Origin of the sequence: Acinetobacter sp. V89_4, from assembly GCF_029967875.1 — a bacterium.
GTDB classification, from domain to species: Bacteria; Pseudomonadota; Gammaproteobacteria; order Pseudomonadales; family Moraxellaceae; genus Acinetobacter; species Acinetobacter oleivorans.
The window spans coordinates 854,899-871,367 of record NZ_JASCAI010000028.1; the positions used below are offsets into that span (position 1 = coordinate 854,899).

Annotated in this window: 17 protein-coding genes and 1 pseudogene; 9 read left to right on the forward strand and 9 right to left on the reverse strand. The window is 40.5% G+C overall.

The genetic code is table 11. From position 1 onward, the window contains the following. Positions 1-2: 2 nt before the first annotated feature. The 3 genes from QLG01_RS15675 to gcvA all read right to left on the reverse strand — a co-directional run bounded on the left by QLG01_RS15675 (position 3) and on the right by gcvA (position 3,592). A complete protein-coding gene (locus QLG01_RS15675) occupies positions 3-887 on the reverse strand; it encodes a triphosphoribosyl-dephospho-CoA synthase (protein WP_282496891.1) in 885 nt (294 codons plus the stop codon). Further along, complete coding sequence (gene mdcA / locus QLG01_RS15680) at positions 887-2,566, reverse strand: malonate decarboxylase subunit alpha (protein ID WP_198307695.1); 1,680 nt, start codon at positions 2,564-2,566, stop codon at positions 887-889. Before mdcA ends, QLG01_RS15675 begins: the two co-directional genes overlap by 1 nt. 111 nt (positions 2,567-2,677) lie before the next feature. After that, a complete protein-coding gene (gcvA, locus tag QLG01_RS15685) occupies positions 2,678-3,592 on the reverse strand; it encodes a transcriptional regulator GcvA (protein WP_001087996.1) in 915 nt (304 codons plus the stop codon). 185 nt (positions 3,593-3,777) lie between these two features. Here gcvA and QLG01_RS15690 point away from each other — a divergent pair, with 185 nt between their 5' ends. From QLG01_RS15690 to QLG01_RS15705, 4 genes and pseudogenes are all read left to right on the forward strand, one after another. Then, positions 3,778-4,452 (forward strand): cupin domain-containing protein, encoded by a 675-nt coding sequence (locus QLG01_RS15690; protein WP_282496892.1) that lies wholly within the window; start codon positions 3,778-3,780, stop codon positions 4,450-4,452. A gap of 9 nt (positions 4,453-4,461) precedes the next feature. Next, positions 4,462-5,649 carry an MFS transporter gene (locus QLG01_RS15695; protein WP_282496893.1) on the forward strand — a complete coding sequence of 396 codons (1,188 nt, stop codon included), beginning with the start codon at positions 4,462-4,464 and terminating at the stop codon, positions 5,647-5,649. Positions 5,650-5,860: 211 nt separating this feature from the next. After that, positions 5,861-6,639, forward strand: a pseudogene (locus tag QLG01_RS15700) (oxidoreductase). A 39-nt stretch (positions 6,640-6,678) separates the two neighbouring features. After that, the gene (locus QLG01_RS15705) at positions 6,679-7,671 is read left to right on the forward strand and encodes an AraC family transcriptional regulator (RefSeq protein WP_282496894.1); all 993 of its coding nucleotides are present in this window, start codon (positions 6,679-6,681) and stop codon (positions 7,669-7,671) included. A gap of 3 nt (positions 7,672-7,674) precedes the next feature. Here QLG01_RS15705 and QLG01_RS15710 read toward each other — a convergent pair whose 3' ends face one another. After that, positions 7,675-8,268 carry a GNAT family protein gene (locus tag QLG01_RS15710; protein WP_282496895.1) on the reverse strand — a complete coding sequence of 198 codons (594 nt, stop codon included), beginning with the start codon at positions 8,266-8,268 and terminating at the stop codon, positions 7,675-7,677. A gap of 42 nt (positions 8,269-8,310) precedes the next feature. After that, positions 8,311-8,946, reverse strand: coding sequence for an FMN-binding negative transcriptional regulator (locus QLG01_RS15715; RefSeq protein ID WP_282496896.1), 636 nt, complete (start codon positions 8,944-8,946; stop codon positions 8,311-8,313). Positions 8,947-9,061: 115 nt separating this feature from the next. On the opposite strand from QLG01_RS15715, the gene QLG01_RS15720 reads away from it, so the two are divergent. Next, positions 9,062-10,552 (forward strand): PLP-dependent aminotransferase family protein, encoded by a 1,491-nt coding sequence (locus tag QLG01_RS15720; RefSeq protein ID WP_282496897.1) that lies wholly within the window; start codon positions 9,062-9,064, stop codon positions 10,550-10,552. Between the two features lie 7 nt (positions 10,553-10,559). On the opposite strand, the gene QLG01_RS15725 is transcribed toward QLG01_RS15720, so the two are convergent. Together QLG01_RS15725 and QLG01_RS15730 are read right to left on the reverse strand one after the other, a co-directional pair. Beyond that, positions 10,560-11,249, reverse strand: coding sequence for an LrgB family protein (locus QLG01_RS15725; RefSeq protein ID WP_005304352.1), 690 nt, complete (start codon positions 11,247-11,249; stop codon positions 10,560-10,562). 12 nt (positions 11,250-11,261) lie between these two features. After that, positions 11,262-11,693 carry a CidA/LrgA family protein gene (locus QLG01_RS15730; RefSeq protein ID WP_062849780.1) on the reverse strand — a complete coding sequence of 144 codons (432 nt, stop codon included), beginning with the start codon at positions 11,691-11,693 and terminating at the stop codon, positions 11,262-11,264. A 110-nt stretch (positions 11,694-11,803) separates the two neighbouring features. On the opposite strand from QLG01_RS15730, the gene QLG01_RS15735 reads away from it, so the two are divergent. The 3 genes from QLG01_RS15735 to yghU all read left to right on the forward strand — a co-directional run bounded on the left by QLG01_RS15735 (position 11,804) and on the right by yghU (position 14,338). Further along, positions 11,804-12,709 (forward strand): LysR family transcriptional regulator, encoded by a 906-nt coding sequence (locus QLG01_RS15735; RefSeq protein WP_282496898.1) that lies wholly within the window; start codon positions 11,804-11,806, stop codon positions 12,707-12,709. 120 nt (positions 12,710-12,829) lie between these two features. Beyond that, positions 12,830-13,456 carry a glutathione transferase gene (yfcF, locus tag QLG01_RS15740; RefSeq protein WP_250374307.1) on the forward strand — a complete coding sequence of 209 codons (627 nt, stop codon included), beginning with the start codon at positions 12,830-12,832 and terminating at the stop codon, positions 13,454-13,456. 33 nt (positions 13,457-13,489) lie between these two features. Beyond that, complete coding sequence (yghU, locus tag QLG01_RS15745) at positions 13,490-14,338, forward strand: glutathione-dependent disulfide-bond oxidoreductase (protein WP_013198190.1); 849 nt, start codon at positions 13,490-13,492, stop codon at positions 14,336-14,338. A 67-nt stretch (positions 14,339-14,405) separates the two neighbouring features. Here the strand turns inward: yghU and QLG01_RS15750 are convergent, their stop codons facing one another. Further along, positions 14,406-14,813, reverse strand: a complete 408-nt coding sequence (locus QLG01_RS15750) for a DUF2000 domain-containing protein (protein WP_005304339.1) — start codon at positions 14,811-14,813, stop codon at positions 14,406-14,408. Positions 14,814-14,967: 154 nt separating this feature from the next. Between QLG01_RS15750 and QLG01_RS15755 the strand changes: the two genes are divergently transcribed. Then, positions 14,968-15,570 carry a LysE family translocator gene (locus QLG01_RS15755; protein ID WP_013198191.1) on the forward strand — a complete coding sequence of 201 codons (603 nt, stop codon included), beginning with the start codon at positions 14,968-14,970 and terminating at the stop codon, positions 15,568-15,570. A 38-nt stretch (positions 15,571-15,608) separates the two neighbouring features. On the opposite strand, the gene QLG01_RS15760 is transcribed toward QLG01_RS15755, so the two are convergent. Then, positions 15,609-16,427, reverse strand: a complete 819-nt coding sequence (locus tag QLG01_RS15760) for an AraC family transcriptional regulator (protein ID WP_039760300.1) — start codon at positions 16,425-16,427, stop codon at positions 15,609-15,611. Between the last annotated feature and the right edge of the window lie 42 nt (positions 16,428-16,469).

Here is a 16,469-nt window from a genome sequence, read left to right on the forward strand (position 1 = left end):
AATCAAAATCCCTTTTCATTTTTTCCAGATGACTGCTCAGCACGATCTATAAACAATGTTGCTGCCAACAAATCTGCGGCACCACCAGCAGAAGCTTTCATCCGAAGCAAGTCAATCTCTAAAAGATGCAAAGCACGTCGGCCTTCTAAGCTTGAGCTGCCGCCCAAATCAAGTACTTGCTGAGCACCTTGTTGCATACGTTTTAAGCCATTTGTTCCAGATCGATAAAGCACACATGTATCGGTCAGATCGGTCATCATCGCAAGTAAGGCATCTAAACGAGCGAACTCTTCTTTCATTGGTTTACTACGACTTTGGTAAAGCTGCTTTAAACCAAAATTCACAATAGTTGGAAAACCTTGTTGAGCCTGTTCTTTAGCACCTAAGATGCCTAATTTCTTTTGTACTTGCTGACCATGACTCAAGGCCTGCTTTGGAATAAAACGATCTTCAAGCTGAGCAATCTGGCCTGCTAAATGGCATAGCTCAACAGCCGATAAGTACTGTTGATTACTGCGCGCTAATGCTGCTGCCGTAACCATTAAACCCAAGGCCCAAATTGCACCGCGGTGTGTGTTAACACCATCTGTTGCCAACATCATAGTGTTTTCACCTTGGCGGCCAATTTCTCCAATGTCTTCACGTAAGGCCAAACAAGCTTTTCCATGATGCTTTGCAGCTTGAGCCATCGCTTCAAACATGGGTCCTAAACTTTTCGCAGAGCGCTCCATTAACTCAAAAGTCAGGTCATCATGTGCACCACTGCCACGGCGATCTACCAATGCTGGTTTAGGTGTTAGATTAACTTCATCAATTAAAGCCTCGACCGCCATATCTGCTAAAAGCTGACTATCGCTAAGTGTTTGATATTGAACTTGTGTCATCATTACCAACTCCTGAATTTTGCAGGTGGTTGATATAAACCATCAGACCATGTCACCAAGTCAGCAATATTTTTTGCAGCTAAAAGCTCACGTGTTGCATCGGTGCGGCGAATACCTAAATCTTCAGGGAATACCACCAAGCCTTCGCTTCTTAAACGTGCTGTTGTTTTAGGGTCCTGAGTTAAACCAATACTGGTCACGCCTGCCACCGCAGCGATCATGGCTTGGCGCTCTTCTTGGCTGCTTGCTTTATATAGATAAGCAATGCCTTCTTCAGTCAGTAGATGGGTGACATCATCACCATAAATCATGATTGGTGCTAAAGGTAGGCCTGCTGTTTTAGCAACATCAATGGCATCGAGACGATCCACAAAAGTTGGCTTGCCACCCTCTTGGAAGGTTTCCACCATTTGTACAACGAGTTTTTTACCACGTGCCAAATAGGTTTCAGTTTCATTGGCACCTTGCAAACGCATATCTAACCATGCTGGCGTATCGTGACGACGGCCACGCGGATCATGCCCCATGTTTGGTGCACCACCGAAACCAGCTAAACGACCTTTGGTAACAGTCGAAGAATGGCCCATGCCATCAACTTGCAAAGTTGCACCGATAAATAGGTCAACGGCGTATTGACCTGCAAGCTGACACATCATACGGTTAGAACGTAAAGCACCATCACGACCTGTAAAGAACACATCAGGACGAGCTGCAACATATTTTTCCATACCGAGTTCGGTACCAAAACAATGCACGCTTTCAACCCAACCTGTTTCAATCGCTGGAATTAAGGTTGGATGCGGATTCAGTGTCCAGTTTCGGCAAATTTTTCCTTTTAAACCTAAAGATTCACCATAGGTCGGTAAAATCAGTTCAATTGCCGCAGTGTTAAAACCAATGCCATGGTTTAACGATTGCACATTATGCTTCTCATAAATTCCGCGAATTGCCATCATTGCCATGAGTACATGCACAGGCTTGATATGTTTCGGGTCACGGGTAAACAAGGGTTCGATATAAAATGGCTGGTCTGCAACCACTACATAATCCACCCAAGAGGCAGGAATATCGACACGTGGTAACTCTGAGACGTCATCGACCAGTTCATTCACCTGAACAATCACAATACCGTCACTAAAAGCCGCAGGTTCAATAAGTGCTGGAGAATCTTCGGTACTTGGACCTGTATAGATATTGCCTTGACGGTCTGCCATAAAGCCCGCCGAGAGCACCACATTTGGAATAAGGTCAACCACCAAACGTGAATACAATTCGATATAAGTGTGTATGGCACCAATCTCTAGCAGTCCATCTTCAATTAACTGGCTAATGCGTAAACTTTGTGGGCCAGCAAAAGAAAAATCGAGCTTACGCGCAATGCCTTTTTCAAACAGATCAAGATGTTCCGAACGCCCAACGCTTGGCATGATCATATGTAAATCATGCAAAACATCTGGATTGGTTTGTGCTAAAGAACGCGAAAGGAAATCTGCCTGCTTTTGGTTATTCCCTTCGAGTACAACTCTGTCACCCGGTGTAATTAAGGTTTCTAAAACTTTAATAATGTCTTGAGTTGGAATCACCACACCATCGGTATATTGGTTTGCCATCTCTAATTTTAGTTGTTTGGCATGACGCCGCTTTGTCCATAACCGTTCTTTATTCTGAACTGATCCTTCCATGTGCTTACCTATATAGATCGCAGTTTTGTTCTGTATCTATAGAAACGCTTTATGGAGTTTCGATCAATCAACCTAGATGAGCTGTTATTAACTTCAGGTTAATGATTAATTTTATATTCGATGAATTTCTTCAAAAAACCAATCTAGACAGATTTTGACTTTAGGCAAATTTGCGTATTGTGGTCGGTACACCAAATAATAAGAAAAGGGCGATGAGAAGTGAATTTGAGGAAATAATCGTATCAAACGCCCGGTTTGTATATCTTTTTGCACCATAACACTACGCGCTAATGCAACACCATGTCCTTCCATTGCAGCCTGTAAAACTGCAGATGAACTGTTGATTTGCATACCACGGCTAATATTGATGTCATTCAAACCTACACTTTTTAGCCAAGATTGCCACCCCGGAAATTGTTGATGTTTTTCCATAGAAAGATCATGAATTAAAGTGATATTTTTCAGATCATTTGGGGTTAAGAGAAATGAATGTTCATTTAAAAATGCGGGCGAACATACGGGATAAACCTCTTCATCCATAAGTTTAACGGCTTCTAAACCTTGCCATTGTCCTTGACCATATCTGACACCCACATCGACTTTTTGTTCTAAAAAATCTACGGTTTTCAAGTTAATGTCTAAACGAATATCAATATCTGGATATTGTTTTTGAAAATGATCAATTCTTGGTAATAGCCATTTTTCGGCAAATGCTGGACTGACCGCAATATTAAGCACACCTGATAGAGAATCTTGTTTTAATTTCTCCAAAGCCAAAGTGAGCTTATCAAAACCCGCCCGAATATCCGGTAAAACCGATTCAGCCAGTTCAGTAGCGACCAGTCGATTTTTACCGTTAGTTTGCCGATGAAACAACGGAAAGCCTAACCAATCTTCAAGTGTACGTACCAATTGCCCCACTGCGGCTGGAGTCACATTCAACTCTTTTGCCGCAGCAGAAAAACTTTTGTGGCGTGCGCTGGCTTCAAAAGCACGAAGTGCATTCAAATAAACTGGTGAATTCATAGGCACTAAAGATTTTCTTTATTGGATAAGTAGATTATCTCATTTGTACTTATAAATCTTTATTTCTAAAATGCTCTGTAATCTATTCATAACGATTAAATTTTTACATCTTGAGTAGGCTTGCTCACTCACTTTATTTATTTTGTTATTGAATAAAGAGAATTTAGTTTACGAGGAGAGTAGTCATGTTGATCCATGCCGATTTTTCACAGGCTGTGATTATCAAACCTGAAGACTATCATTGGGTGAAATCTCCCCGTGGAGAAGTTGATCGGGTCATGCTTGATCGTATTGGTGATGAAGTAGCCCGTGCGACCAGTTTAGTGAAATATGCGCCCCATACAACCTTCCCTGAACATCGACATCATCATGGTGAAGAAATCCTCGTACTTTCAGGCGTATTTACTGAAAATCAAAATCTGCACTACGCCGCTGGATGGTATTTACGGAGTCCCCATCAGTCAGCACACCAACCATCGAGTGAAGAAGGTACATTGATTTTTGTCAAACTTATGCAAATTCCTACGTCAGAAACTCAAAGCTTACGAATCAATACCAACGACCCAACACAATGGCAAGAAATAGGTTCGCGTTTAATTTGCACATTGGTTGATGCAAGTTATGAACACACTTATTTAGAAAAACTTAAACCGCAGCAACTTTTTACTGAAGAAGCTGAGGGTGGAATCGAAATTTTGATTACCCAAGGTCAATTAATTGATAAAGAAATAGTTTTTGACGCTGGAACATGGATACGTCTACCTCCAAAAACACCTGCCCATTTTCAAGCGGGTTTGTCTGGCGCTTGTCTTTATGTAAAAACCGGACACCTAGCCTCAGCCATTGCTGAATATAATTAAAGGCTCTTTATGCTTCAAAATACTATGCACCGCCAAGTATTAATTTTGGCGAGTTCCCAATCACTTTTCCAAACCGTTTCCGTCATGGTCATGACCATTGGTGGTTTGGCTGGGGCAAATATTGCAAATACCCCAACACTTGCAACACTGCCCATCGCATCTATGTTTTTGGGTACGGCTTTAATGATGTTCCCTGCATCAATGCTCATGGCACGTGTAGGACGACGTAACGGTTTTCTATTCGGTGCTTTTTTAGGTGTGCTCGGCGGCATTATTGCATCAATCGGAATTTTTTATAGTTCACTTATACTTTTAGCCTTAGGCACGTTATGTGTTGGCGCATATCAATCCTTTGCCCAGTTTTATCGTTTTGCTGCCAGTGAAGTTGCAAATGATGCGTTCCGCTCACGCGCTATTTCTTGGGTTATGGCAGGTGGAATTGTTGCAGCTCTCATTGGTCCGACTTTAGCCCGTTTTGGTGGACCCTTATTCCAGCATTTAGAATATATCGGTTCATTTTTAATTATTAGTATCATCTCACTTGTGGCAATGGGGATTTTATCTAGCCTACATATTGCCAATACAGTTGAGCAAAAGTCTGACTTTACTGCTGGTCGTCCATGGCAACAGATTGTCTTTCAACCCACCTATTTAGTTGCTCTGTTTGGCGCAGTAACAGGTTACGGCATCATGATTTTAGGTATGACTGCCACACCAATTGCTATGCGACATTCACACCATGAACTTGGGTCAATTACGACAGTCATTCAACTACATGTACTTGGTATGTTTTTACCCTCATTTTTTACTGGAAATTTAATTGCTCGCTTTGGTGTGCTTAAAATCATGTTTGCAGGTCTTTTATTATTTGCCTGCTATATCGGATTTGCTCTCTCAGGTATTCAGTTCGCATCTTTTGCTATTTCTTTAATTTTATTAGGTGTGGGATGGAACTTTTTATTTATTGGCAGCACTTCTTTACTTACCGGAACGTATACAGCAGCTGAAAAAGCTAAGGCCCAAGCCATTAACGACATGACTGTTTTTGTTGTCGGCTTAATTTGTTCTTTTAGCGCAGGTGCTTTACTCGATTTATTTGGCTGGGAAGCCATGAATATTGCTTTAGTACCGTGGCTGGTAATTGCAGCATGCTCATTACTATGGTTAAGCAAAAGACGGCCAGAAGCTTTAATTTAACTTTGTGCATCTGCTCTTATTTCGAGGAAATAATATTTTAAAAATTTGGCGTACTTTGATTAAACATTGTCGCCATTCGATTTGGATGAATATTGTTCAAATTTCTATGATGTCTCTATCGAAAAGCAAGTTCCTTAAAACTTTAGTTGAGAGACAGAATATGAACATAGTTAAAGAAAAAATCGTTCTCATCACAGGCGCATCATCTGGTATGGGAAAAGCATTTACCAAAGCATTACTCAAAGAAGGTGCAACTGTTTATGCCGTTGCCCGTCGCGTTGATGCTATGCAAGAACTAAAAGCACTTGGTGCTCATACATTAAAAATGGATATTACCAATCAGGATGATATCGACCAAGTTGTGAAAACAATTGAAAAAGAAACCCATGGTGTTGATATTTTAGTTAACTGCGCAGGCTTCGGCATGTATGGTGCTATGGAGGATACTACCCTTGCCGATGCACGCTATCAATTTGAAGTGAATCTGTTTGGTATGGCCTATTTAACCCAAAAGGTTCTGCCTAGTATGCGTAAAAAAATGCAGGGCGTATTATCAACATTTCATCAATGGGTGGGAAAATTTATACCCCACTTGGTAGTTGGTATCATGCGAGCAAACATGCAGTTGAAGGTTGGTCTGACTGTCTACGTTTAGAATTAAAATCATTTAACATTGATGTTGTTGTCATTGAACCCGGCGCTATCGCAACTGAATTTGCAGATGTAATGGTCAAGCCTATGCTTGAACGTTCAGGGCAAAGTGCCTACAGCCACATGGCGACGGCAGTTGCTAATGCAACACATACCTCTGTTGAAAAAGGTGCTCTTTCAGATGTGCAAGTGGTCGTTGATATGCTCATGAAAGCCGTCCATGCATCCTCACCTAAAACACGTTATGTGGGTGGAAAATATGCCAAACTGATGATATTTGTACGTAAATGGTTTGGCGACCGTGTGTTTGATCGTATGGTGATGTCAGTTATTAAATAAATGAAGTGACCCATATAAATTTAATGTTGAGATGCTCAAATGAAATATGCTTCAAATTTTGCCCTAAATACCAACTGGAAGTTATTACTTAATGACCTTGGCATAAATGTTGAAGATGCATTACGTTTGGCATCTCTGCCACTTGATTTATTTAACCGTAAAGATGCAAGTCTTACGCCCGTTCAATATTTCAATTTTTGGCACGCAATTGAACAACTTGCTGGAATAAATGACTTACCTTTAAAAATTGGTCAAATGATTACAGTTGAACTGTTTGATCCAGCGATTTTTGCCTGTATTTGTAGTCCAAACTTTAATATTGCGATACAGCGTCTATCTGAATTTAAAAGACTTGTTGGGCCAATGCAGTTACAAGTAGCAATTGATAACGACACAACAACGCTAGAACTCAAATTTTATAATGTATCTACGCCAACGCCGCAAAGTCTTGCCATGTCAGAACTGGTCTTTTTTGCTCAATTAGCAAGAATATGTACAAGACATCAGGTTATACCTTTGAAAGTTACGCTGCCCGATTTGCCTAGTCATCTAGCAGAATACAAAACATTTTTTGGCGTACTTCCACAAAAAAGTGAACACATTTCGATTGTCTTTTCACGCCAAGATGCTGAACGTCCTTTTTTAACAGCCAACCCGACCATGTGGTCTTTTTTCGAGCCAAATTTGCAACGTAGTCTTATACAGCTTGATGAAGATGCAACAGTTAGCGAAAAAGTTAAAGCAATACTTTTAGAAAACCTACCTGCTGGACTGTGTACAATAGAAGATGTTGCTCAACGACTCACGATGAGCAAACGTACGCTACAACGGCTACTTTTAGAAGAGCAAACTAATTTTAAAACGCTTTTGGATGCGACACGTCAATCTCTTGCCCAACATTATTTAGAAAAATCATCAATGAGCACGGGTGAAATTTCATTTCTATTGGGCTTTCAAGAGCACAATTCTTTTAGCAGAGCATTTAAAAACTGGACGGGTAATACTCCGCAAGAATATAGACTTCTGCATTAATTCCTATCGCGGTTTATTCAACATCCATTCCAGATTTTGGCGAACCGCAGGCCACTCATGTTTTAAAATGCTATAAACGTGAGTGTCCCGCAAAATATCATCTTTCACAATTTGATGACTTCTCAGCACACCATCAAGCTTTGCACCTAAACGTACAATTGCAGTTTGACTTTGAACATTTAAAGAAGATGTACGTAACTCAACCGCAATACAGTTCAATGACTCAAATGCATGAGCCAACAGTAGCTTTTTACACTCAGTATTTACAGGTGAGCGCTGTGCAGATTTTCGGTACCACGTCGAACCAATTTCTACACGGCGATGGGCTTCTTCAATATGCATTAAAGTTGTCATACCTAACGCCCGACCTGTTTTACGGTCTTCAATATAAAATGGCAACATAGAACCAAAACTTTGTAAACCGAGACGTCTTTCAATTTCAGCAGCCATTTGTTCAGGTCTTGGCACACGGGTATACCAAAGATTATAAAGTTCCCCATCACAAACAGCCTCTGCTAGTGATTCAGCTTGAGTTAAGTCTAAGGGCTTTAAAATAACGTGCTCACCTACCAACTCAACAGGTGTAGTAAAAGACATCTTTGTCTCCTCAATTGATATTAAAGTTGTATATTTTCGAAATTATTTATTTAACTCAGCCACACTGTACATGGCATCGGCTATGGTTTGATGACCAGATTTCGATAGGCCATCTGCCGCGCCCAAAATATCTCGACGTTCTTTGTTTTGCCCAAGTTTTGATTTGCCTCGTAGCTTGGTAATTTCAATCTCAATACCTACAATGGCTTTTAACATCGGTTCAAGATAGTCCTTTGGTGCATCGGACATTTTCCATGGTTCAGGTTGAGATGCTTCGTGGGTACGGGTTAAACGAGCCACGACACCGCGAACGTAACGTTCATCATCGTGAACTGTTACTTTGCCATGAGCATGCACAACCCTGTAGTTCCACGTCGGCACTTGTCTGTGCTGTTCATGTTTGGATGGGTACCAGTTTGGTGAAATATAAGCATCGCCTGCTTGAAACACGACCAACACCTCATCTCCATTTTTAATATCCTGCCAGACTGGATTAACTCTAGACACATGCGCACGTAGTACACCCAATTCCCCTTCGCTTGCCTGTAATTCAAATGGAAGATGATTTGCATCTAAGCCATTACCTCCATGAGTAAAAAGCACACCAAATGGATATTCGGTAATAAGAGAATGCAATACGTTCAAACGGTTTTCTGCATAATCATCGGGGATATACATGGCTCAAAACCTCGCTGTAAATATCAGGATTATTTATATTTTGTGTTGTAAATTTTCTGGTTTATGTGGTTTATTAAAAAGAACCACTTTGTATTTTTTTAAGTAGACCAGAATTATGGCAAGAATGGCAAAAGTTGTTGAACTTCCGTCGATTGCAAAGATTAATAAAAGCCAAGGAAAGATAAGTGCTCAACTGACCCAAGCTTTGCGTGAAGCTGTACAAAGTGGTGATTTACAGCCCGGCGATCCGTTGCCTTCTTCACGTGAATTGGCTCTAACACTTGGGGTCGCTCGCGGAACGATTATCGAAGCTTACGATCAGCTTTTAGCCGAAGGTGTGTTTGACTCTCAAGCACGAACGGGCACCTATGTGTCTCATGCTTTAACTAAAAAAACTACGCCGCAACATTCTCAAAAAGAGACCACACCTAACTCAATCCCTTTGACGAAATCGGCACGTTCTTATGCCCAAGTGCTTAAAGAGTTTAAACCACTTCCTCATGCCCCTTTTGCAGTATCTGTCCCGATTGCCCGTACCCAACCGAGTGATATTTGGCGTAAGTTTGGTAATAAATTTAGATCTCGAGGTGCTGGTGCTCCTTCGGGTTATGGCGAGCCTCAAGGCGTTCTATCACTCAGAGTTGCTATAGCAGACTATGTACGCCGATCACGCTCTGTCCACTGCGAACCTGAACAAATTGTAATTACTCCCGGTATTCAGCAATCACTTTATATTTGCAGCCAGATTTTATTTGAAGTAAAGGATGAAGTTTGGATTGAAGATCCAGCTTATCGCGGTACAACAGCCATTTTTGAACATGCTGTACAAAACATTCGGATGGTGCGTGTTCCTGTCGATGAAGAAGGTATTCAGGTTGAAACCGGAATTAGACTTTCGAAAAATGCACGTGCCGCATTTGTGACGCCGTCTCACCAATATCCACTTGGCATGCCGATGAGTCTAGCAAGACGTACTGCTTTATTGGCTTGGGCAAAACAGCAAAATGCATGGATCATTGAAGATGACTATGACAGTGAACTCCGTTATAACGGTCAGCCCTTCCCATCGTTACAAGGTATGGCACCCGATCAAGTCATTTATCTTGGGACTTTCAGTAAAGTCTTATTTCCATCGCTTAGGCTTGGCTATGCTGTGTTACCTAAGGAACTGGTGGCACCTTTTTGTGGGCTCAGAGTCTTAATTGATCGACACCCACCTGCTGCGGACCAACATGTTTTGGCTGCTTTTATTCAAGAAGGCTATTTAGAGCGGCATATTCGACGGACTCGAAATGTCTATGCAGAAGTTCGAGAATACATTATTGGCTTGATTGAAAAATACATACCTCAAGAGCTGGCTTGGTTACAGCCAGGCGATCAAGGCATGCATATGGTGTTATGGCTTGCTCATCATATTAATGATATTGACGTTGCGAGCTCGGCAGTCGATGTAGGCATTGCGCTTAAAGCAATTTCACCGACATTTTCAAAAGAACAACAACGTCCGGGTTTAATTGTTGGCTTAGGCGATTTTGAACCCGAACTAATGAGACAAGCCATAAAAAAACTATCAAAGATTATTCAACAACATGACAAATCAAGTTAGATAAAACCTACAACAGCAACCATAGATGAATCGCAAATGGTCCAATCAATACCATTAAAATACCTGCGATTACCATGGTTAAACTTGCAATCACTCCTTCTTCACTATTTCTTTGCTGTGCTCTAACTGTACCAAAACCGTGGGCTGCATTTCCGAAAGCTGCCCCATTTGCTACATTAGAACGGATTTTAGTAATCGCTAAAATTGCATCGCCGCAAATCATACCAACCAAACCAGTAATAACGGTAAATAGTGAAACCAATGCTGCCGAACCGTGAATATCTTCCGCTAAAATCATGGCAAATGGTGTTGAAATAGAACGTGCCATTAAACTGTTGGTCACTTCTGGGCTAAAGTGGAACCACTGTGCCATTTCATAGGCAGACATCACACCTACACTCATCCCCACAATAATCGCAATCGAAAGGACCCCCAGGTTTTTACGAATCGTTTCCCGATAACGATAAATCGGTACAGCGAAAGCAACCGTTGCTGGTCCTAATAAATTAACAATCCACTGCGTATCTTCAGCATATGTTTGATATGAAATTCCAAAAATCGTCATCAAAATAATGGTGAGTACAGGCACGCTAATCGCAGGCGATAACCAAAGTTTTGGATTTTTCTGATAGATTTTCTTTGCCACAACATAGGCGACCAAAGTCCAGATCAGGCAAAGAATTGACCAAATATTCATGTCATTTGCTCTTTAGATATGCTTATGTTGAAGACGTTTTCGAGCATGCAAATAAGCTTTCAAACGATTGTAATAATGAATCGTCAGACATGTACTGAGCATGACCGAAATGGTCCCAACCGCAATGCTCAAGACAATTTGCCAGCCTTCGGTCATAAATAAAGTTTTATACTGAACTACGGCGACTACAACGGGCACGAAAAATAGTAACAGTTCACCTAAAACAACGGTTGCTCCCATTGCCACCTGATCCATTTTGATAATTTTAAAGAACAGGCATAGAAGCAATAAAAACATACCTAAAATGCCTGCCGATACAGGCACACCGAGTTTTTGATGTAAGAGATATCCGACCCACCAAAAACCAGCCAAAATCAAAATTTGTTTAACTAAAACTAAAAATGAAGGTTGTGTGGGTGTTCCAGAAGCAGATTCAGTACTCATTTTGCGAAATTAAATGGTTAACTACACTATTATGCTATCTTGGTTAAAGCTGCTAAATATGAATTATTCATGTTATTATCATTCAAAAATGGAATAATTTATTCTTTATCATGCTTTCTCTAAAATCACTACATTGCTTCGTTACGCTGGTAAAAACTAAAAGTTTTACCCGTACTGCTGAAGAGTTGTATCTGACTCAACCGACTATTAGTAAAATATTACAGCAGCTTGAAGAGCAACTTCAGGTACAGCTTTTGGTTAAACCTGATCATGGCCGTAAAAGACAAATTGAATTAACTGAAATTGGAGAGCGGATTTATCAACATGCGATTGAGCTTCTTCAAGCAGAACAGAACATCTTTCTTGAGATAGAAAACTACCAACAATTAAAAACAGGAACTTTAAAACTTGGCGTTCCGCCTTTAGGCTCACAGCTCTTAACGACTGCTCTATTTGATTATCATCAACAATTACCAGATATTGAATTAGCTTTTATGGAAGTGGGTTCACGTGGTATTGAACAAGCTTTGCTTAATAACGAGTTAGATGTTGGCGTTTTATTGCAGCCTTTTGATACGCAAATCTTTAATAGCATTGAGCTATGTAACTACCCTTTAATGGTTCTTTTACGTCGGGATGCGAGTTGGGCAACCCGCAAAAAAATAAATCTAGAAGAGCTACAACACCAATCATTTTTAATGTTTCCTGAAAATTTCTCTTTAAACAGTATTATTCTCGATGCCTGTAAACAGCATGGTTTTTATCCAACCATTGCTTGCCGTACCAGCCAATGGCACCTCTTGGCAGATATGGTGCTACAACGTATGGGGATTGCGCTTCTCCCACAGTATTATACCGACATGCTTGACCCTAGTTTATTTGCAGCGGTACCACTCGAAAAACCAAATATTCAGTGGCACTTAGTCATGGCTTGGAAAAAGAATCTTCCTGTCTCACCAGCCGTACAGGCATGGCTGAACATTGTTCGTCAACATTTTCAGCACATTAAGCCCTAACGTAGAACACTGAAATGGCTTAATTCAAAAACCGATAAAGCTTTTCCACAAAAAAGCTACCCAATCTTGGATCAGCTCACTTAGACTAGATCCGATTGTTTTATGACATGGACAATAACAATGAATAATGAACATTTTAAGCTGTACACAGATTCACAATTTCTAAGCCCCTACGCGTTTACAGTTTTTGTAGGGCTACATGAAAAACAAATTCCATTTGAAATAGCAACCATCAACTTAGGCCAGCAAGGCCAGTTTGAAAAATCTTATGTAGCAAAGTCATTAACTGCCAAAGTGCCTGTACTTGAGCATAACGATTTTGCCTTATCAGAATCATCTGCCATTTTGGAATATCTTGAAGAGCTTTATCCAAACACATCTATTTATCCAAAAGATATTCAAGCACGCGCAAGAGCAAGACAAATTCAGGCATGGCTCCGATCAGACTTAATTGCACTAAGAACTGAACGACCAACCGATGTTATTTTTATTCAGCCCAAGTCCACTCCACTTTCAGAAGAAGGCAAAAAAGCTGCGGAGAAACTTTTCTTTGTTGCAGAAAAACTTCTTGCGTCTGATGCCGAATTTCTTTTTGGTTCATGGAGCATTGTGGATGCTGAACTTGCCCTGATGCTGCAACGCCTTATTCAAAATGGTGATGTTGTACCAGAACGTTTAAAAAACTATGCATTACAGCAATGGCAACGACCGACCGTACAAAAATGGCTTGCCTTGCGACATAAATAAATCCTTATATTTACACCAAACATGAGATAAAAAATGAGCGATTCAAACTATATTCCTCCACAAGTTTGGCAATGGACTGGAGAGAAAACCGATTTAAACCAACCTACCTCAGGTGCGCGTTACGAGCATACACTTCCAGTAGGGAAACATCCGCTCCAGCTCTATTCTTTAGCAACGCCTAATGGTCAAAAAGTCACTATTTTGCTAGAAGAGCTTTTAGCATTAGGTCATCAAGATGCTGAATATGATGCATGGCTGATTAAAATTGGTGAAGGACAGCAATTTGGCAGTGGCTTTGTCGAAATTAATCCCAACTCTAAAATTCCAGCATTAGTTGACCATAGCCAAAACCCACCATTAAGAGTGTTTGAATCTGGCTCAATTTTGCTTTACTTGGCTGAAAAGTTTAAAGCTTTCATTCCAACTGATATTGCTGCACGTACTGAATGCCTTAATTGGTTATTCTGGCAAATGGGTAGCGCGCCATACTTAGGTGGTGGTTTTGGGCATTTTTATGCTTATGCACCCATTAAAGTTGAATATGCGGTTAACCGCTTTGCCTTGGAAACAAAACGCTTACTTGATGTGTTAGATCAGCATCTAGCAAAGCATGAATATTTGGCTGGTTCTGAATATAGCATCGCTGATATTGCGGCGTTTCCTTGGTATGGTGGTCTTGTTAAAAACTGGGTGTATAACGGCGCGGAGTTTTTAGGTGTCGATCAATATAAAAATGTTCAGCGCTGGGCAGATGCGATTTTAGCGCGCCCTGCGGTTCAACGTGGTCGTATGGTCAACCGTACTTTTGGTGATTTAGCTACACAGTTGCATGAACGCCATGATGCGAGTGATTTTGAGACCAAGACTCAAGATAAAGTTTAATCATCATTTTTAAATAAAACCCACTTTTGCTCAAAAAGTGGGTTTTATCATTCTTCCAATAAAAATCTTATTGATGTAAAGAAAGTCCTTTAATTGCTTTATCAACTGCCTTTTTAGGTCCTCTTAACGCCACTCCGACCAAATTTAGTTGATTCGCATCGTCAGCTAAAAAAACCGCCCGATTATCCTCATCATTTCCTGTAGAAAACATGGCATGTACATAGGGAATTATCGTTAAATCTTGCTCAATTGCTTTCCGATGTGCTTTTTGTAGACCAGATAACTCCCCCTCAAATACCAACATCGGCTGCCCTAACATGTTGCCATACTCATAGCCATTCGCATCGATATAAGGTTTCCCCAACATTTCAGGTACAGCAGAGGCAATCCCCGTTGCCAAAAAAGCCACCACATTTAATCTCTGCCACGTCGCAAGATCATTACGGACAATCAGCGCAATTTTTGTGTCAAACATAAACCTCTTTCCTGAATCATAACTTTAACTCGCTCATCATGACTCATTTAGATTTTTCTCGTCTTGTACGTTTGTGCAGGAGCCATCACAAACGTACAAGACCATAAATTTGCGAGTCACTATGCTGGGTTGTTTTTGTTTCAGCAGATACGTTATGGAAATCTTTTTTTATACCTTGAGTGTGATGTATAGCCCTGGTCCTGTAAATTTTATGGGACTAAACGCTGGGCTAACCGGACAATTCAAAAGAACAATTTATTTTTTTATAGGTGTCGGTTGTGCAATGCTGATGTTATTCATGATTTTTGGATATATCGGTGCCGCGATCATTCCACAAAATGCCTTGCACTATATTGCTTTGTTTGGCGCGTGTTATACGTTTTACCTTTCATATCAAATGCTAAAGTCAGATATTGATATTAGTGACGAAGCCACTGAAGTTCAGGCACTTTCATTCTGGAATGGTTTCTGGATACAAGCTTTAAACCCAAAAGGAATTTTAGTGATTCTGCCTGTTACAACCATTATGTACCCGACAGCACATATCATTGGCGTTCAAATATTCTTAGTATCATTGCTCATTTCACTGGGTGCAGCTGGCGCGCCCTGTCTTTATTCTTGGGCAGGTGCAGTGTTAGGTAAAAAAATTAAAAATAAAATCTGGTTTAATCGTATAAACAAAGTCATGGGAATGATGCTAATCGTTTCTGGCATATTTATGTTTTATGATTTTTTGAAAGGCATGAGCCTAATTTAAGTTAAAGTCTATGTCAGCCTAAACAGGCTGGCTTTTGTTTAAGAAGAGAGTTTATTGATCATCCGCCATCTGGCTGGAGTCAATCCAAATGCTTTTAAAAAATGACGTGTCATGTGGCTTTGATCAAAAAATCCTGCAATCAATGAAGCTTGAGTTAAGGACTCTCCATACATCAAACAGGACTTCACAACTTCCAGTCTGCGCATAGTCATATATCGATGTGGACTTGTACCAAATAGCAATCGGAAGTCCCGTGAAAGGCTCCAACGGTCTCGTCCCACATTTTTTTCAATATCATCTAAAGAGATATTTTCATATAAAGAGGCATGTATAAATTCTCTAGCGCGCTCCGCTGCAACATAGTCATAAGCATGTGAGGTACGCTGATTATTACCAGAAATTTCGTAAAGTGTGGTTGCCAAATCATATAAAGCATCTTGTTTTTCTAATGGATCAATATGGTGATCCATCCCTTGTAATAGAACATCAGTTGCCTTAAATAACCGAGGATCCTGACTCAACCCATTCTCAAAAAATGGTAAAGGTTTACCCTTCATAATTTCCTGTAGTGTTGCAGGTTCTACGTACACCATCCGATATCTAAAACCGTCTCGACTACCTGACTCGCCATCATGTTTTTCATCAGGATGCAAAACCATCGTCATACCCGGCAAGCTATGTTTCATCTCTCCACGATAATGAAAGCTTTGAACACCTGTTAATGTTCGACCAATTGCAAAAGTATCGTGGCGATGCGACTCATAAGCATGATCGGTAAAAAAGGCTTCAATTCGTTCAAGACTATTCGGGTCAGAATTTCTAACAATCCAATCATTTGCATTGGGTAATTCAATCACATATTCACCAAAATTTTATATGTGCTAGAGAGCATTCTACCT